The sequence below is a fragment of the Spiroplasma endosymbiont of Panzeria rudis genome (assembly GCF_964019705.1).
In the GTDB taxonomy this organism is placed as follows: Bacteria; Bacillota_I; Bacilli_A; order Mycoplasmatales; family VBWQ01; genus Spiroplasma_E; species Spiroplasma_E ixodetis_A.
This window is the reverse complement of record NZ_OZ026460.1, coordinates 278,976-294,927: the sequence shown is the minus strand read 5'-3', so window position 1 is coordinate 294,927 and position 15,952 is coordinate 278,976. Positions and strand designations below refer to the sequence as shown.

Annotated in this window: 10 protein-coding genes and 1 pseudogene; 9 read left to right on the top strand and 2 right to left on the bottom strand. The window is 25.0% G+C overall.

The features are described from left to right. Positions 1–935: 935 nt before the first annotated feature. The 3 genes from AACK89_RS01640 to AACK89_RS01630 all read left to right on the top strand — a co-directional run bounded on the left by AACK89_RS01640 (position 936) and on the right by AACK89_RS01630 (position 3,697). Complete coding sequence (locus AACK89_RS01640) at positions 936–1,100, top strand: hypothetical protein (RefSeq protein ID WP_338978860.1); 165 nt, start codon at positions 936–938, stop codon at positions 1,098–1,100. Positions 1,101–1,493: 393 nt separating this feature from the next. Next, entirely contained in the window at positions 1,494–2,027 is a 534-nt protein-coding gene (locus AACK89_RS01635; RefSeq protein WP_338978858.1) for a hypothetical protein, read from the top strand. Between the two features lie 134 nt (positions 2,028–2,161). Next, positions 2,162–3,697 carry an ABC-F family ATP-binding cassette domain-containing protein gene (locus AACK89_RS01630; RefSeq protein ID WP_338978856.1) on the top strand — a complete coding sequence of 512 codons (1,536 nt, stop codon included), beginning with the start codon at positions 2,162–2,164 and terminating at the stop codon, positions 3,695–3,697. 102 nt (positions 3,698–3,799) lie between these two features. Here AACK89_RS01630 and AACK89_RS01625 read toward each other — a convergent pair whose 3' ends face one another. Together AACK89_RS01625 and AACK89_RS01620 are read right to left on the bottom strand one after the other, a co-directional pair. Then, entirely contained in the window at positions 3,800–4,078 is a 279-nt protein-coding gene (locus AACK89_RS01625) for a hypothetical protein (RefSeq protein WP_338978854.1), read from the bottom strand. 204 nt (positions 4,079–4,282) lie between these two features. After that, positions 4,283–6,406 carry a hypothetical protein gene (locus tag AACK89_RS01620; protein ID WP_338978853.1) on the bottom strand — a complete coding sequence of 708 codons (2,124 nt, stop codon included), beginning with the start codon at positions 6,404–6,406 and terminating at the stop codon, positions 4,283–4,285. A 324-nt stretch (positions 6,407–6,730) separates the two neighbouring features. On the opposite strand from AACK89_RS01620, the gene AACK89_RS01615 reads away from it, so the two are divergent. The 6 genes and pseudogenes from AACK89_RS01615 (at position 6,731) to AACK89_RS01590 (ending at position 15,947) form a co-directional block, all read left to right on the top strand. Further along, the gene (locus tag AACK89_RS01615) at positions 6,731–11,458 is read left to right on the top strand and encodes an ABC transporter permease (RefSeq protein ID WP_338978850.1); all 4,728 of its coding nucleotides are present in this window, start codon (positions 6,731–6,733) and stop codon (positions 11,456–11,458) included. Between the two features lie 251 nt (positions 11,459–11,709). Then, positions 11,710–12,576: pseudogene (locus AACK89_RS01610) on the top strand (ankyrin repeat domain-containing protein); the annotation flags it as partial. 220 nt (positions 12,577–12,796) lie between these two features. Then, positions 12,797–13,780 carry a signal recognition particle-docking protein FtsY gene (gene ftsY, locus AACK89_RS01605; protein ID WP_338976012.1) on the top strand — a complete coding sequence of 328 codons (984 nt, stop codon included), beginning with the start codon at positions 12,797–12,799 and terminating at the stop codon, positions 13,778–13,780. Further along, positions 13,773–14,087, top strand: a complete 315-nt coding sequence (gene ylxM, locus AACK89_RS01600; protein ID WP_174481096.1) for a YlxM family DNA-binding protein — start codon at positions 13,773–13,775, stop codon at positions 14,085–14,087. The genes ftsY and ylxM overlap by 8 nt, the downstream gene beginning before the upstream one ends. A 15-nt stretch (positions 14,088–14,102) precedes the next feature. After that, positions 14,103–14,930 (top strand): TIGR00282 family metallophosphoesterase, encoded by an 828-nt coding sequence (locus tag AACK89_RS01595; protein ID WP_174480992.1) that lies wholly within the window; start codon positions 14,103–14,105, stop codon positions 14,928–14,930. A gap of 30 nt (positions 14,931–14,960) precedes the next feature. Beyond that, positions 14,961–15,947 (top strand): alpha/beta fold hydrolase, encoded by a 987-nt coding sequence (locus tag AACK89_RS01590; RefSeq protein ID WP_338978847.1) that lies wholly within the window; start codon positions 14,961–14,963, stop codon positions 15,945–15,947. Positions 15,948–15,952: the final 5 nt, after the last annotated feature.

The following is a 15,952-nucleotide window of genomic DNA, read 5'->3' as shown; positions in this document are numbered from 1 at the left end:
ATAAGTAAGTATAACTTCATATAAAATTAAAAAATTAGCATATAAAAAAAACAAGATTTTTTTCTTGCTATCGAACAATAATTAAGTTACAGATTTAATTGTGTAGAAAACATTATAAATATAAGGTTTTAGGGTTAATTTTAAGAGAATTATTATATTTATAGTGATTAGAGTTCTGTAACTTAATTATTTAAATATTAAGGATATTTATAAATAGATCCTTAAGTTTTATTATAACATTCAATTTTTAATTTTTAAATTCATTTTTTCTTTTTTATATATAAAAAACAAGAGCTTTTCAGCTCTTGTCTACACAAGAATTATTACTTATGTCATTTATAAAAAAAAGGGGGGGATTATTTATAAATAAAAGTTAAGGTTATTGGGGTTATAGAGTTTAAATTAGGGGTTTTAGATTAATTTTAAATTTTTATATTTAAAAATATTATAATTGAATAATGTTTTGACATATTACCTTAATTTTAAAGGACCTAGGCTATCTAAATCCTTATAAGAATAATAACAAATAATATTTAAATTGCAATGAAATTTGTTATTATTTTTAGAAATAATTTATATTTTCAGTTTTTTTTCAAAAATATATTCATACTCTATATAAGTTTTTGATTTTTTTGATAAATATTTTTGGAAAAATTGCAATAATTTTACCCTACTTATCTTAATTTTATAAAAAATCTTAGTGCATTAATGGAGTGTTTATTTTTAGTAAAAATTTTTACATATTATGAAATTTTTAAACACTAATAAAAGTAATAAAATAAAAATATGTGGTTAAACTTATAGTTTTAATTTTAGTTATAAAAATTTGTAAAAAATTATTTAAAAAAAATAAAAAAGATATATAATGATGTCGGATATTTAATATTTAAAATGGAGAAAAAATATTCAAATTGAAGTAAGGAGAAAATTAAAAAATGCCAAACCCATGAAAAACAGAACCTAATGGCCCAACAGATTTAAGCAAAGTTGCTAAATGGGAAATTAATGATGTGAATGAAACTAGAGAAAGATGAAAGAGAGAAAAAGAAGAAGAAGAAGAAAAAAAACAACAAAAAGATAAGTTTCAAGGGCAAAAATAAAAAATTTTCCAAAACTCACCTACCTAATTTACCTAAAATATTTTTACTTTCTTTAATCTTTTCGTCATTATTAATGATACCATTAATATTTTATTTATTTTTAAAATCCAAAATAGAATTTATTTTAGTAATGATGAGATATGAGAAAAGATAGTATATATTAAATAATAAAGAAACTGATGTTGAACAAAAAATAATAGAACAATATAGAGTTTATTTTTGTAAAAAAGAACTTTTAGAAGAAAGTCAATTCATAAAAAATGAAAATGATAATCAAGTAGTTATTAGAAAAAAATCTATTTTGGATTTTAAAAATAAATAAAATATTAATGGTATCATTAATAATGACGAAAAGATTAAAGAAAGTAAAAATATTTTAGGTAAATTAGGTAGGTGAGTTTTGGAAAATTTTTTATTTTTGCCCTTGAAACTTATCTTTTTGGTGTTGTTTCAGGAATTATTTCTGTTCTTGCTCTTAAAATTTCCCTTGTAATGGCGCTTTGTTGATGAACTCCTGCAGCTTTGGGAATAGCAACATTTACTGCTCTGCCTATAGGTTGATGTATAGTTTTAGCAATTGTAGCAGTATTAGGTGTTCAGTTACTAAAAGAATGTGCAATTAAACCTTTATTAAAAAAAATGTGAAATCTAGTAGAATCAAAAAAAGCAAAAAAACTAGAAATGGAAGACTTAAAAGAAATAGATTTTCATAATATCAATTCTAGAGTTTTAAAAAACTATTTAAGTTCTCAAAAAAACATACCTTTTGATGAAATTAGACCAAGTTTTGAACAAAATATTAATATAATTAAAAATAGAAAATTGTCTCATCAAACTCAAGAAAAATTTGATGCAAAGAGTATTAATAATATTCCAATTTCAACTAATACTTGAAATAAAGTAAAATGTTTATTTCAATATACTTAATAAGTTAACAATTTTGTCGAAAATAATAAAATTTTAATCTATAAAATTAATACTATTTTCTCTTTTCTCTTATTTTATGGTTAATATTCATGTTATTATTACTAAGTAATTAAAAAATATTAATGAGGTATAAGATGAGTATTGTCACAATTGAGAATTTAACACATGCTAATGGTGGAAAAGTTTTATATAAAAACGCCACTTTACAAATTAATAAAGGTGAACATGTGGCATTAATTGGTATGAATGGTGTTGGTAAAACAACATTATTAAATATTATTAATGGAACAGTATCTGCAGATCATATTAATTTAAATATTCATCCTAAAATTAAAATTGGGTATTTGGATCAACATCAAGAGGTTAATTTAGAATTAACAGTTTTACAATATTTGCGTGAAATTTATCAAAAACTTTTTGAACGCGAACAACAAATGGAAAACTTATATGCAGAAATGGCTAATAATTATAGTGAAGAGTTATTAACGAAAGCAATGAAAATTCAAGATGAATTGACACACCAAAGATTTGATACTATTAGTAAAAAAATTGGTCGTTTAGTTGATGGATTGGGTATTAATTTACAACTTTTAGAACAAACTTTAGGTAGTTTAAGTGGTGGTCAAAGAGCAAAAGTGTTATTAGCAAAATTATTATTAAATGAAGATGATTTTTTATTACTTGATGAACCAACTAATTTTTTGGATATTGAACAAATTAATTGATTAGCTAAGTTTTTACAAAATTACCCTAGTGCATTTTTATTGGTGTCACATGATCGTAATTTTATTAATACAACATGTAATATTATTTTTGATATTGATAATTATATGATTACTCGTTATGTTGGTAATTTTGAAAGTTTTTTAGAACAAAAAAGTTTACATCATCGTCAATATGAATCAGCATATTCAAATCAAAAGAAATTAATTGAAAAATTAGAAACTTATATTAGTAAAAATGCAGCACGTGCTTCGACTGCTAAAAGTGCTGAATCAAGAAGAAAACAATTATCCAAAATTAATGTTTTAGAAAAACAGCAAATCCAGTCTCCTCCAAAGTTTTATTTTAAGTATTATAAAACAACAAGTTCAATTGCTGTCCAAGCTAAAAACCTTGAAATAGGTTATCATAAACCATTAATTAAGCCGCTTACTTTTGTTATTAAGACTGGTAGTAAGTGAGTTGTTAAAGGGTATAATGGAATTGGTAAAACTACTTTCTTGCAAACGTTAGCTGGTAATATTCCAGCACTTGCTGGAAATATTAATTTAGATGATCGAATGCAAGTAGCGTATTTTCATCAAACTGAAGTAATGACTAGTACTACTCCATTTAATTATTTAAAAGAGTTAGATATTAAATTAAATGATGTTGAGATTAGAAGAATTTTAGCAAGTTTTGGTTTGCGTAGTAATTTAGTAATGAAACCAATGAACTTACTTTCTGGTGGTGAACAAACTAAGGTTAGATTAGCAGTATTGGCATTAAAACCTTATAACTTATTAATTTTAGATGAGCCAACTAATCATATTGATGTTTTAGCTAAAGAGTCTTTATTAAAAGCATTGCAAGAATTTGAAGGCACTGTATTATTGACAACTCATGATACTAATTTTAATAATAGTTGAATTGATGGGGTTTTAGATTTTGAAAAATTAACAAATTAGTGAAATTAAAATAGTTATTTTTAATATTTAATTTATACATTTAAACAAATAAAAAAAACTTATAACTAAGATTTAGTTATAAGTTTTTTTTATTTGTTTAAATTATCCTTTACGATTACGGTCGTCACGGTCTCGTCTGCTAAATCCACCACTGTTTCCTCAACTAGAATCACCACGGTCAGAACGTGGTCTAAAGTTTCCACGATCAGAAGAATTTCTATCCCCTTGTGTTCTTGCTCCACGTTCAGCAAAACGTTTTTCACGTTCTTCTGTGATTTTTACAAGTGTTGTTAAACTTGCATTAATAGTAATTACTGTTTCTTTTAAAACTTTAATTTCTTCTAATAATGCTTCTATTGTTTGATTGTTTTCCATTAACAATGCCTCTTCTTTCTGGCGCCTAATTGATAAATCTGATAATAATATCTGATATAATGAGATTAATAAGCACTTAATTAAGTATAGCATTAAAATTAAAATTGTATAGTATATAGTCATATATTTTATAGTTAAAAATAATTATTATTATGATAACTATTATTTTTTTATTAAATATCTAGTAAATAATACATTAAAATTAGTTTTTTATTTTACTAAAGTAATACTTTTAAATTTAAAAGTACGTATACCTTGAAAATCAATTAAATTTTCAATATCAATAGCAGTGATAATAAAATGATATGTAGTGTTTTTAATTTTATATGTAAAATCATATTTTAAATTAATTGTTTCGATATTATTGATGGTAGTTTTAGTCATAGTAATATCAGAAGTATTACCTATTTTTTTATTAATGCCGGTTGTGTTATCAGCATCAAAATAAACTTCATAGTTATCTTTAATTCATTGATTATTATTAGCAGTAATAATATTTTTAATTCCTAATTTATGACTTTCATAAGTAGTACCAAGTAATAAATTTAAGATATTATTTAGTTGACTGTTTGGTTCAAGCATAGTTTTTTGTAAAATATCAAGTATTGAACCTTGAGTAAAAGTTGGATATTCTGGATCATCTTTATTAATGTGTCCACCTAATGATTTATATAATTCTTCGACATCGGTTGCTGTTACATCACTTTTATTAATTATGTTTTTTAGAGTAACAATAGTATCATTTTTAAGAATTATTAAGAGACCAGTAGTATTATTAAATAAAAAATTCTCTAAATCTTGTAGATCAATATTAATACCTTCATTACCTGGGTATTGTTCTGAAATTTTGGTAATTAGATCAGTAATACTAGTAATAATGTTTTTAACACTATCTGTATTAATTGCTTTGATAATGGTATCAATTAATGGACTAGGATCATATGCACTATCACCAATAAGCCCGCCTAAGGTTAAATTTGCTGATATAGGTAAAGGACCAATTTTAACTTTTAAATTAAGTTTAACATCATAAAGAAATGTATCGAAACCACGAGTTTCTTCTGTAGTTTTACCAAATACGGTTAGAAGTATTTGTTTTAATTTTTCTGGTTGGCTAATTAAAGATTTTATAGTATTGATAATATCAAGTAAATTATAGCTACCAGCACTTGGCTTTGATGGATAACCATTACCAATTGTTAAATTTTTAACACCTTCAGTAATATCGGGCATATCTAATATTCATTTTTTAATAACCGGAATAATTGCTTCAATAATTGTTAAGATATAAAGTGGGTTAGTTAAAAGATAGGGAAAGTATTTTTCAATATCAGCAAAAAATCCTTTATCATCAAATTGAACATCCGGTGGATTTATACCATTAACAGTTATATATTCTGAAAGAATATTACCTAAATACCTTGGAGTTTTACCATCTTTACCAAAAATTTTATTGTCTTCACTCATTTTTCAAAACAAGTAATTAATTAAAGTTCCACCATGATATAAATCATAATCTTGTTTTGATTTTCAATTTTCAACTTTATGACCAGGAAATTGACCAAAACTTGGACTTATTTTTCATTTTCCATCATCATTTCAAGCGCTATAAGGTTGACCACTATCATCTTTTCAATTATTCATAAACTTAGTTAATATTTCTTCATCAGTGGATGTAGAAGTTTGTTGATCAGATCAACTGCCATTGACTAAATTACCAAATATTCTAGTTAGCGGATTTAAAAAATTAGGACCATAGTTATTAATTAAATTAGCAACTAATTGTAATCCAGCTGGTAAACTGCTTAAGTCACCTTGTAATGATTTTAAAAAACTAGAAATGGGGTCCATACCAGCACCTACAACTATATTTTCTAATTGTGGGTTAGCCATAATTGATATAGTTCTAATATAATCAAGTGATGAAAAAACATCATTAACTTGCTTTTTACTATTGATGGTTTTAGTTAATTCACCTGTTCCAGAAGCTTTAAAAAAATTATCAGGATCAAAGTTATTTACATCAATTTTTCCATTTTCCCCTCAACGTGTTTGTAAATCACCTCAATTATTTAAACTAGTATTTTTAGTTAAATTATTAATACTATTATTTTTAATTTTTCCCATAATATCATCATTAGTACTACTAGTATCAGCACCTAACTCTTTTGACATAACCATACTTTTAATTAAAGCAGAAGTTTGGTCAGCAAAACTTTTAGCGATACTATTAGTTACACGGTTAACATAAAAATTAAAGGTACAAGCCGATAGAGGTAAAATAGTGGCACTTGCTATTAAGATAATTCCTAACTTGGTAAATACTTTTTTCATAGCAGTTCTCCTTAAATAAAGTGTTATTTTTGTCAATTTTATTTTACTAAAATTTAATATATTTAACTCTGAAAATAATTAAATTCATTTCTTACAAATTGTATCATTAGTTATTTTAATTTTAAAATTTATTTAAATAAACAATTTAAATATGGTAATATATCAAACAGAGAAAAATTAAACATTATAAAAACTATCTATTATTTATTTTAAAATTATCCTATATATTAATTTTGTATAAGTGTGATATTATTAATCCATATTTGAACTTAATAATTAAAATTAAATGCAAAATTTTAATTTCAGGAATTAGGGAGAACTGTAATGGCAAGGTTAAATAAACGCGAAAAAGCGAATAATAAAAAAATGGTATCTACTAATAAGAAATCAAAAAAAAGTTTATTTAAGAATGCGTTACTATTAAAGCAGACTTTAGTTGCTACATGAAAAAGTAAATTACAATTCGTTATTTTACTATTACTTACTGCTTTTGCAACTTCGTTGGTTACTGGAAGTTGAATATCATACGTTAGAATGATTGAAGGAAGTAATCAATTAGGATTAAATGATCTTAAGTTTGATGCTGTTTTACCTTATTCACCAGTGTCGCAAGGTATTAAACAAATTGCTAATCAAGCTTTTAGTTTAAAGTTAGGTCGATTTTATGTTCAAGATGGAACTAATAGTAAAAGTACTAAAGCGCTTTATTTTGATGATACAAAAATAGGTACAGATCAAGAAATACTACCAATCACTAAAGATAACTTAACTATTGATTATACTCGTGATAATACAGGCAATATTACTGGGTTTAATGATATAAGATGAACAAATCCGGATAATCCTTTAGTTTTTAATTTGAATAATAATAATGTTAAAGCAAGCATCTATGGTCAATTATTATTAAAATCAAAAAATGCTGCTAATGAAAATTTAAAAAACCATTTTAAAACAGCAGCAGATGATTTATATCGCGATGTTTTCTTAAAAAAAACAGCACCCAATATTCTTCAATCTATTAATACTTTTATTAAGGAATGGATTACAAAACATTCAACAGATCCGATATTAAAGGAAACTGATAATGATAAAGTTACCACTTGAATTTTAGAAAATAAAATAAATTTTAGATCTTCTTCTAATGATGCTACTATTCCTGATAGTGTTAATTTGCAAGATCCAACAGAAAGAAATGAACTTTTTATTAAAGTAGTTAAGGAAACTGAAACTGATCCAAAATTAGATAATGAGTATGGTATGAATGGTCAATGAATGAGAATTTATCGTAATTTTTCTGCAACAGAATCAGATAGTAACATTTATACTAATTTTACTAATACTTCTATTGGTTATCATTCACCTTTTAACTATAATGTGATTAGTGATGGCACTGAAAGAGATGCATTTTCTACATATTTAATTCGTGCGGTTGCAGCATTACAAATGCGTGATTTATATGTTCGTAATCAATTTACTGCCAGTGCTGGAGTAATTAATAATACTCAAATTAATACTAAAATTATTGATATTGGTTTACCTAATGCTTTAAATCATACTAATCTAAAAGTATTTGAAGGTGTTGCACCAACAAGTAAAAATGAAATAGTTATTACGCCACAATATGCAAGAAAAAATAAAAGTAATAAAGCGTATAAACCAGGCGATCATATTAATATTAATGGTACTGACTTTATTGTTAGTGGTATTGGTGGTGATGCTTATGATATTTATCCAACGATTAGTGACTTAGATCCAATTCCTAATACAAGAACTGAATTTATTGCTTATGTTACACCTTCAGCATGAAATGATGGAAATTGATATAAGACAGCAGATAAAACCGATAATACTTTAATGTATTTTACAAAATGAAATAATATTCCTAAAAATAGTATTCATGAATTTGATGTTGATTTATTTAATGATTTTTTTCAAAAAACAATATTTAGTGATAATGGTGTTAGTAATTTAAATCAATATGATTATAATAAGTATTTAGTTGAGAAATATGGTAATACTAACCCAACACCACAATCATCTTCTACATATCTTATTAATCCAAATCCTGTAGTTACAAGTAGCAATAGTCAGTTTTCGCTTTATAATAGTAAAGAAAAGATATTTAATTCAGCAATAATTGGGTTTTTATTTGCAGCAATAGCAGGCGTATTATTTTTACTAGCGGTTGTTATTTTTATCACCACTTTAATTGTTAAAAAGGCAATCCAACATGGACAAGTTTCAATGGGTATTTTAAAATCAATAGGTTATAAAACATGACAAATTACGATTTCTTATTTGGCATATCCATTATTAACGCTATTAATTGCAATTCCAATTGGCTGAATTGTTGGTCTTGTAATTCAGGTATATTTAACTGAGATTTTTAATACTTTATTTGTTTTACCATATAATGTTTTTAACTTTGATGTTGTTCCATTATTTATTTCAATTGTTTTAATTATTGGTTTTATTACAGTTGTTACTTTATTAACTGCCTTTCGTCTTTTAAAACGTGATCCTTTATTTTTAATTAAAAAAGATAGTGATTTAGCTTTAGGTGTTCCTAAAAGTAGAGCTAGCAAGTTTTTACAAAATAATTTTCGTCTTCGTTTTTTATTATCATTATCAAAAACTAGTTGAAAAAAAATTTTAGTTACTTCGGGAGTTATTACTTTAGCTTCACTTTCAATTGTAGCAACAACACTAGTTCCTGCCACTATTAATAGTTTAAAAGTTAATTATTTCAAAACTCAAAAATATAAAAATTATTATGAGTATCAAACACCAATGCCGAATATGCCGATGAGTAAATATGGATTATATTCATGAGATTTTTTTAATCGACCAAGTGGTGAGAAATATTATCCAACTTATGGTGCTATGCCTTGACCTGAAGATAAAATTGTTTATGATGAGAAAAAGGCACGTGTTGGATGATATAATCCATTATTGTTTAAAAAAGAAAAATTAACTAATAATTTTGCTGATATTTTTACTTTCGATTCATCTTTTCCTGAATCTGAAAGAGCAGAGTTTATAAAAAAAATGTCCTCTTATTATCAAGAACAATCAACAGGGACATTAGATCTTAATGATTTAGTTTGATCATATAGTTGATTAGGTGGCAAAGCTTTTAGTAATCAGTTAATAACTGATTTAAGTAAAGAAGATAATACACCATCAAAAATATTTTCATATAATATTGTTAATTTTGCAAGTGGCCAATTACCTAATATTTTGCAGGTTCCCAATCCTGGAGTGCCCCCTGGTCCAGAGGCAATTAAAGAAATTTTAAAGCAAGTATTACCGGGCTTTGTTCGTCAGAGTATTGATAGTTTGCCAAGACCTAATATTAAAGAAAATCCTTATGATTATTTTAGTATTGGTCATAATACTATTGCTTTTAATCCAAAAACTACTAATAATGGTGATATTAATGGACCAGATGAAGAATTAGTAACACAGTTTAAAGTTGGTGTTGATGAAAGTACAAAAATTGCTAAAAAAGAACTAATGGATGTTATTGGGATTAATCCCAATACTGCAATGTTAGTATTAAAAAATGATGAAGTTAAAGCTTTAAAATATAATGCTAATGCTAATGCTATTCCAATGGTTATCAATCGTGCTTTTCAATCTAAATTTGGATTAGATGTTGGTTCACAATTTAGTGGTGTACCACAAGTTAATACTTTATGTTATAAAAATATTGATGGTAAAAGTATTCCTTTACCAAAAGAAAATTGATATTACGGTGAAACACCACCAACAGATTCTTATACTACAAATGGTGGCATCTGATCAAAAAGTGGAACAAAATGAAATTATCGTGGTGATCAAAAAATAAAATTATCTGATAATAGTAAAGAATATAGTGATATCCATGGTACTAGGTATAATGGTATGTATGATGAAAAAGGACAACCAATTATAAATAATGAACCTAGTACTTGAAATAATGTTAATGATATTTGATTAAAATTGCCTTCTGATATTGATCATCATGCTATAGAGGGTACAATTCCAACAGCTGATGGGACTAAAATTATTGAATTTAATTTAGAAAATATTTCCGATTTAACAGGTAAATGAATTAGACCTTTTTCATATGATTTGGTAAAGTCATATAATGGATTTGATCCTAAAGATCCATTAAGTATTTTATTAAACCGCCCAGCAGAATGATTTATGGGAATGGTTAATAATAATATTTTAACTAAAGAAAATAATATTAATGCTGATAGTTTACAAGCAGATATTAAAAATAACATGCCAACATGATGAAAAAATATTACGGGTAATGATAATCCACTTCATACATATCAAGTTGTGGGAATTCAAGATTCTTATGATACTCCTAAAGCCTATGTTGATCAAAAATGAGCTAATGAAATTATGGGTTATAGTTATATTGATGATAATCCTTATTATTCAGGAACGGATGTATTTCAATGATTTAATGGTAAGTTAAGTGCTAATGCTAATGTTTTTGATTTAATTGGAAGAATGAGTTTTAAATCAAATTTAGATGATTATACTATTTATGCAACCACTAGTTTAAGTGGTAATCAAAATATACCAATGGTCAAAAAAAATTATTTATTATCAAGACAACAAGCAATGCTTACTAAAATGTCAGATATTGCTTTCAGTGCTAGTGCTTTATTTATTGTGACAACGATTATTTGTTCAATATTAATTGTTATTATGATTACTGATTTATTTACCGATCAATTTCGTCGTTTTATGGCTCATATGAAAGCAGAAGGATATACTAATTGAGAAATTAATTCTTTTACTTTAGGTATTTTTACACCTTGAGCATTACTTGGTTATATTGTAGGGTTTGCCCTAGGTTACCTTGCTATTTATGGTTTAATTAATATTCTTATTAGTTTTGTTGGTGTGGCTTTACCATTTACAATAACATGATGAATATTACCAGTAAGTTTTATCATAATTGGTGGTATATATATTTCAACATTTATTATTAATAATCATGAATTAAATAAAATGAATTTAATTGAATTATTAAAATCTGATGAATAAAATAAAGTTCACTAAAGAATGTTTGGTAAATTTAAATATTTAAATTTACCAAATTAATAGTCAAATATGTATACTTTATTTGAAAACTAAATATTGTTTTTAACTCATTACTTTATTTTAAAGTAAATGGGTTTTTTATTTTGAAAGGAGAAAAAAAGAATTTTGAAAGATAAATCATTAATTTCTAATTATTATGATATATTAAATGTATTACCAACAGCATCAGTAGCAGAAATTAAAAAAAATTCAAACAGACTGCTCTAAAAACTCACCCAGATAAAAATAATAATCCTCAATCAAAACTTAAAATGCAAGAATTGAATGAAGCAAAAAGAATATTAACAGATGAAAACTTAAGAAAAGTTTTTGATCAAAAACTTTTTATTTACTTTTTACAAAATGGTAATAATAAGGAAGTTATTTATTTTCTTACTAATAAAATAAATAATTTAAATATAAATGAAAAAGATAATTCTGGTAATACTCCTTTACATTATGCATGTTTTCATAATTTTTTAGAAACTGCAGATCTATTAATTAAATATGGCGCTAATATAAATGTCAAAAATAATAGAGATAATACTCCTTTACATTATGCTATAATGGGTAATGCTGATTTAAAATTTATTAATTTATTAATTGATAAGGGTGCTAATTTTATTGAAAAAGATAAAATGGGTAATGATAGTTTATCTTTTGCCAAAGATTTTTCAAAAGATAAGAAAATTTCTGAATTTTTTTTTAAAAAAATGAAAAAATTAAAAATAAAACAAAATCAAAAAAATTTATTAAATATAACTAAAAAAATTACCAATATTGAAAGAGATATTGCACATTTTGAACAGAAAAAAATAAATTCAGTATTAAATTATATTATTATTATTTTTACTTTTGGTTGTGTTAATAAGAACAAAGATATAAATAAGGATATTTTAATTAAAACTGATCAACTTAAAAATTTATTATTAGAAAAAGAAATTGCTAATAATGAGAAACATGTATTTGAAGAAAAAATCAACCGATTAAGTTTTAATAAAACTAAAAAAATAAATGCAATGGATTTACAAAATCAACCTTCAACAAGTGGATATAAACCATCAAATTCATCATGTATTTAATAAAACAAGTTAAAAAGATTGCAAAAGCAATCTTTTATTTTTAGTTAAAATCAAGAAAAATTGATTGATATTTTTTGGATTTATTATTAAATTAAAATATAATAAATTACTTATTAAATAAAACTTTTAAATCGTACTATTAATATTTTAATAAAATTAAAGTATTAATGTCATAAATAACTAGTTATTTATTGGTATAATAAACAATGTAGGTGAAAATATGGCATTTTTTAAAAATTTAAAGACAAAATTATTTGGTCAAAAGACAACTAAATATGATCAGGGCCTTAAAAAGTCAAGAACATTATTTGCATCTAAAATTAAAGCATTAGCAGCGCGTTATCATCAACTTGATGAACAATATTTTGAAGAATTAACTGAAGTATTAATTTTAGCAGATGTTGGATACAAAATGGCAGAAACTATTACTGATGAAATTCGTCATGAAGCCAAAATCCAAAAATTAACAAAACCAAAAGATATTAATGATATTATTATTGATAAAATGTTTGTTATTTATACTGATGGTCAGTTGGTTTCTACAAGATTAAATTTTAGTAGTAATAATATTTCGTTATTTTTAGTTGTTGGTGTTAATGGTAATGGTAAGACAACATCAGCATCTAAATTAGCAGCTAAATTAAAGACACAAGGTAAAAAACCAATTCTAGTTGCTGCTGATACTTTTCGTGCTGGTGCAGTTGAACAATTACAAATTTGAGCAGAAAGAATTGGCATTCCTTGTTATTTAGGAACACCAAAGCAAGATCCAGCTAGTGTTGTTTATGCTGGAGTTGAAGCAGCTAAATCTGAAGGTTGTGATGTTATTATTGTTGATACGGCAGGAAGATTAGAAAATAAAGTTAATTTGATGCAGGAGTTAAAAAAGATTAATAAAATTATTACTCAGAAATTAGGACATGAAGCTAATGAAACATTGTTAGTAATTGATGGTACAACTGGACAAAACGGTATTAATCAAGCGCAAGAATTTATGAAAATTGTTTCTTTGACTGGCATTATTTTAACAAAAATGGATGGCACTGCTAAAGGTGGTATTATTCTTGCTATTAAGGAAGAATTAGATATTCCTGTTAAATTAATGGGTTTTGGTGAAGGTATTAATGACTTGGAAGAGTTTGATTTAGATAAGTATATTTTTAGTTTAACAAGTGATTTGTTTGTGGAGTATGAAAATGAATAGTTTAGAAAAACAAGTTTTATATTATAGTTTATTTGCTTTTTATAATACATTATTAACAGCAAAACAAAAACAATATTTTACAAATTACTTTATTGAGAATTTATCTTTACAAGAAATTGCTGATTTACAAAAAGTATCACGAACGGCTGTTCATGATAGTCTACAAAAAGTTATTATTTTATTAAATAAATATGAAAGTAAGTTGCATCTTTATGAAAAATATAAACAACGACAAGTAATATATGAAAAATATACGGAAAAGTATAATTTTATTAAAGTTTTACAAGAAATTGATAAAATAGAATAAAGCAGGTGGAAATTAATGAAAATTTTAATAATTGGTGATATTTACAGTATTGTTGGTAGACAAATGGTTAAATATTGAATTCCTAAAATAAAAAAGGAATATGAAAATCAATTTAAGATTGATTTAGTAGTTGCGAATGGTGAAAATACTACGCATGGTAAATCATTATGTAAAAAACACTATGATGAATTAAAAAATGCTGGTATTGATATTATTACTACCGGTAATCATATTTTTGGTCATCCTGATGTTGCTAAGTATATTAATACAACTCCCGATTTATTGCGTCCTTTAAATTATAATCCTTATCATCCAGGTAATGGTACAATTTTAGTTAAAGTTGGTAATAAAAAAGTGCGTGTAACAAACTTAATTGGTCGTACTTTCATGGATAAATCTGATAATCCTTATTTTGCTCTTGAACAACTTATTACGATTGATAAACAAAATAGTGAAGAAAAAAGTGACATTCATATTATTGATTTTCATGCTGAAGCAACAGCGGAAAAGTTATCTTTTGCTTGAAATTTTGATGGTCAAGTTACTTGTGTGGTAGGAACTCATACTCATGTTCAAACAGCAGATAATCGTTTATTACCAAAAGGTACCGCTTTTATTAGTGATGTTGGAATGACAGGTCCGTTTTATTCTATTATTGGTGCTAAAGCTGAAGAAGTTATTATTCGTGATAAAAAAAGTATGCCAGCAAAATTTAGTCCAGCAGATGGTGAAGGTCAATTTTCAGCTGTTTTATTAACTATTAATGATGAAACAAATAAAGCACAAAAAATTGAACGTATTTTTATTCATCCACAAGCACCTAATTTTAAAATTTACGAATAATTACAAATATAGGAAGGGACTAACTTTAACATGATATGAAACAATGCTAATTTTTTTACTGAGCAAAATGGTTTATATTCGATTTTAATTGGGATTAGTATATTAGTAATTTTAATAATTTTAAGAATTTTATTAATGGCAAAAATTAAAGACAATGTTCATGTACAACAAGCTGCTGAAATACGAGAAAAGGTAATTATTTTACGTGATGGTTATGAAGTAAAATTATTTAAGCAAATGGTTGATAAAAGTACAGTCATTATTATTGGTGCTCATGGCTTGCAAGGTCAAAAAGATGATTTTAAATTACTAAGTTCTTTTTGTAAAAAATCACAACTATCTTTGATTACTTATGATCGAAGAGGTAATGGTAAAAATGGACAAGATTGAAAATTTAAATCATTAGGTACTGATATTAATGATTTAAAAGATATAATAAGTGCAGTAAAATCTAAATATTCCAATCAAAAAATTATTGTTTTTGGTGAATCATTAGGCGCAGCTATTGCTAGTCATGCTGTTAAAAATAATTCACAAGTATCAGCATTAATTACTAGTAATTTAGTAACTAAAAAAAATCTTTATCAATTTTCATTAAGTTTTATTATTTGTTTTTGTTTTGCTTTTATTTTTAATTCTAATATTCAAATGCCAATCTATGTTGAAAATCAAGATATTTCTAGTAATAATGCTCATATTACTAATATAAATCAAAGATATAGTAATCGTCAAAATTGATCATTACGTTTTTTACTACAATTTAAAAAAATTAATAAAAAAAGTATAATGGAAATTAGTAATTCAAAACTTCCAACGTTAATCTTGCAAAGCGCTGATGATGTATTTAGTGATTTTCATCAACTTAAAATTAATAAAAAATATTGGAAGAAACATCATAGTTATGTTTTTATTTTTGATGGTAAACATGCTTTAATTAATGAACCTAATATTAAAGATATATTTGATAATGAAATTATGCCATGAATTACAAAAAATATTTTACTTGAGAAAGGTTAAAAAAT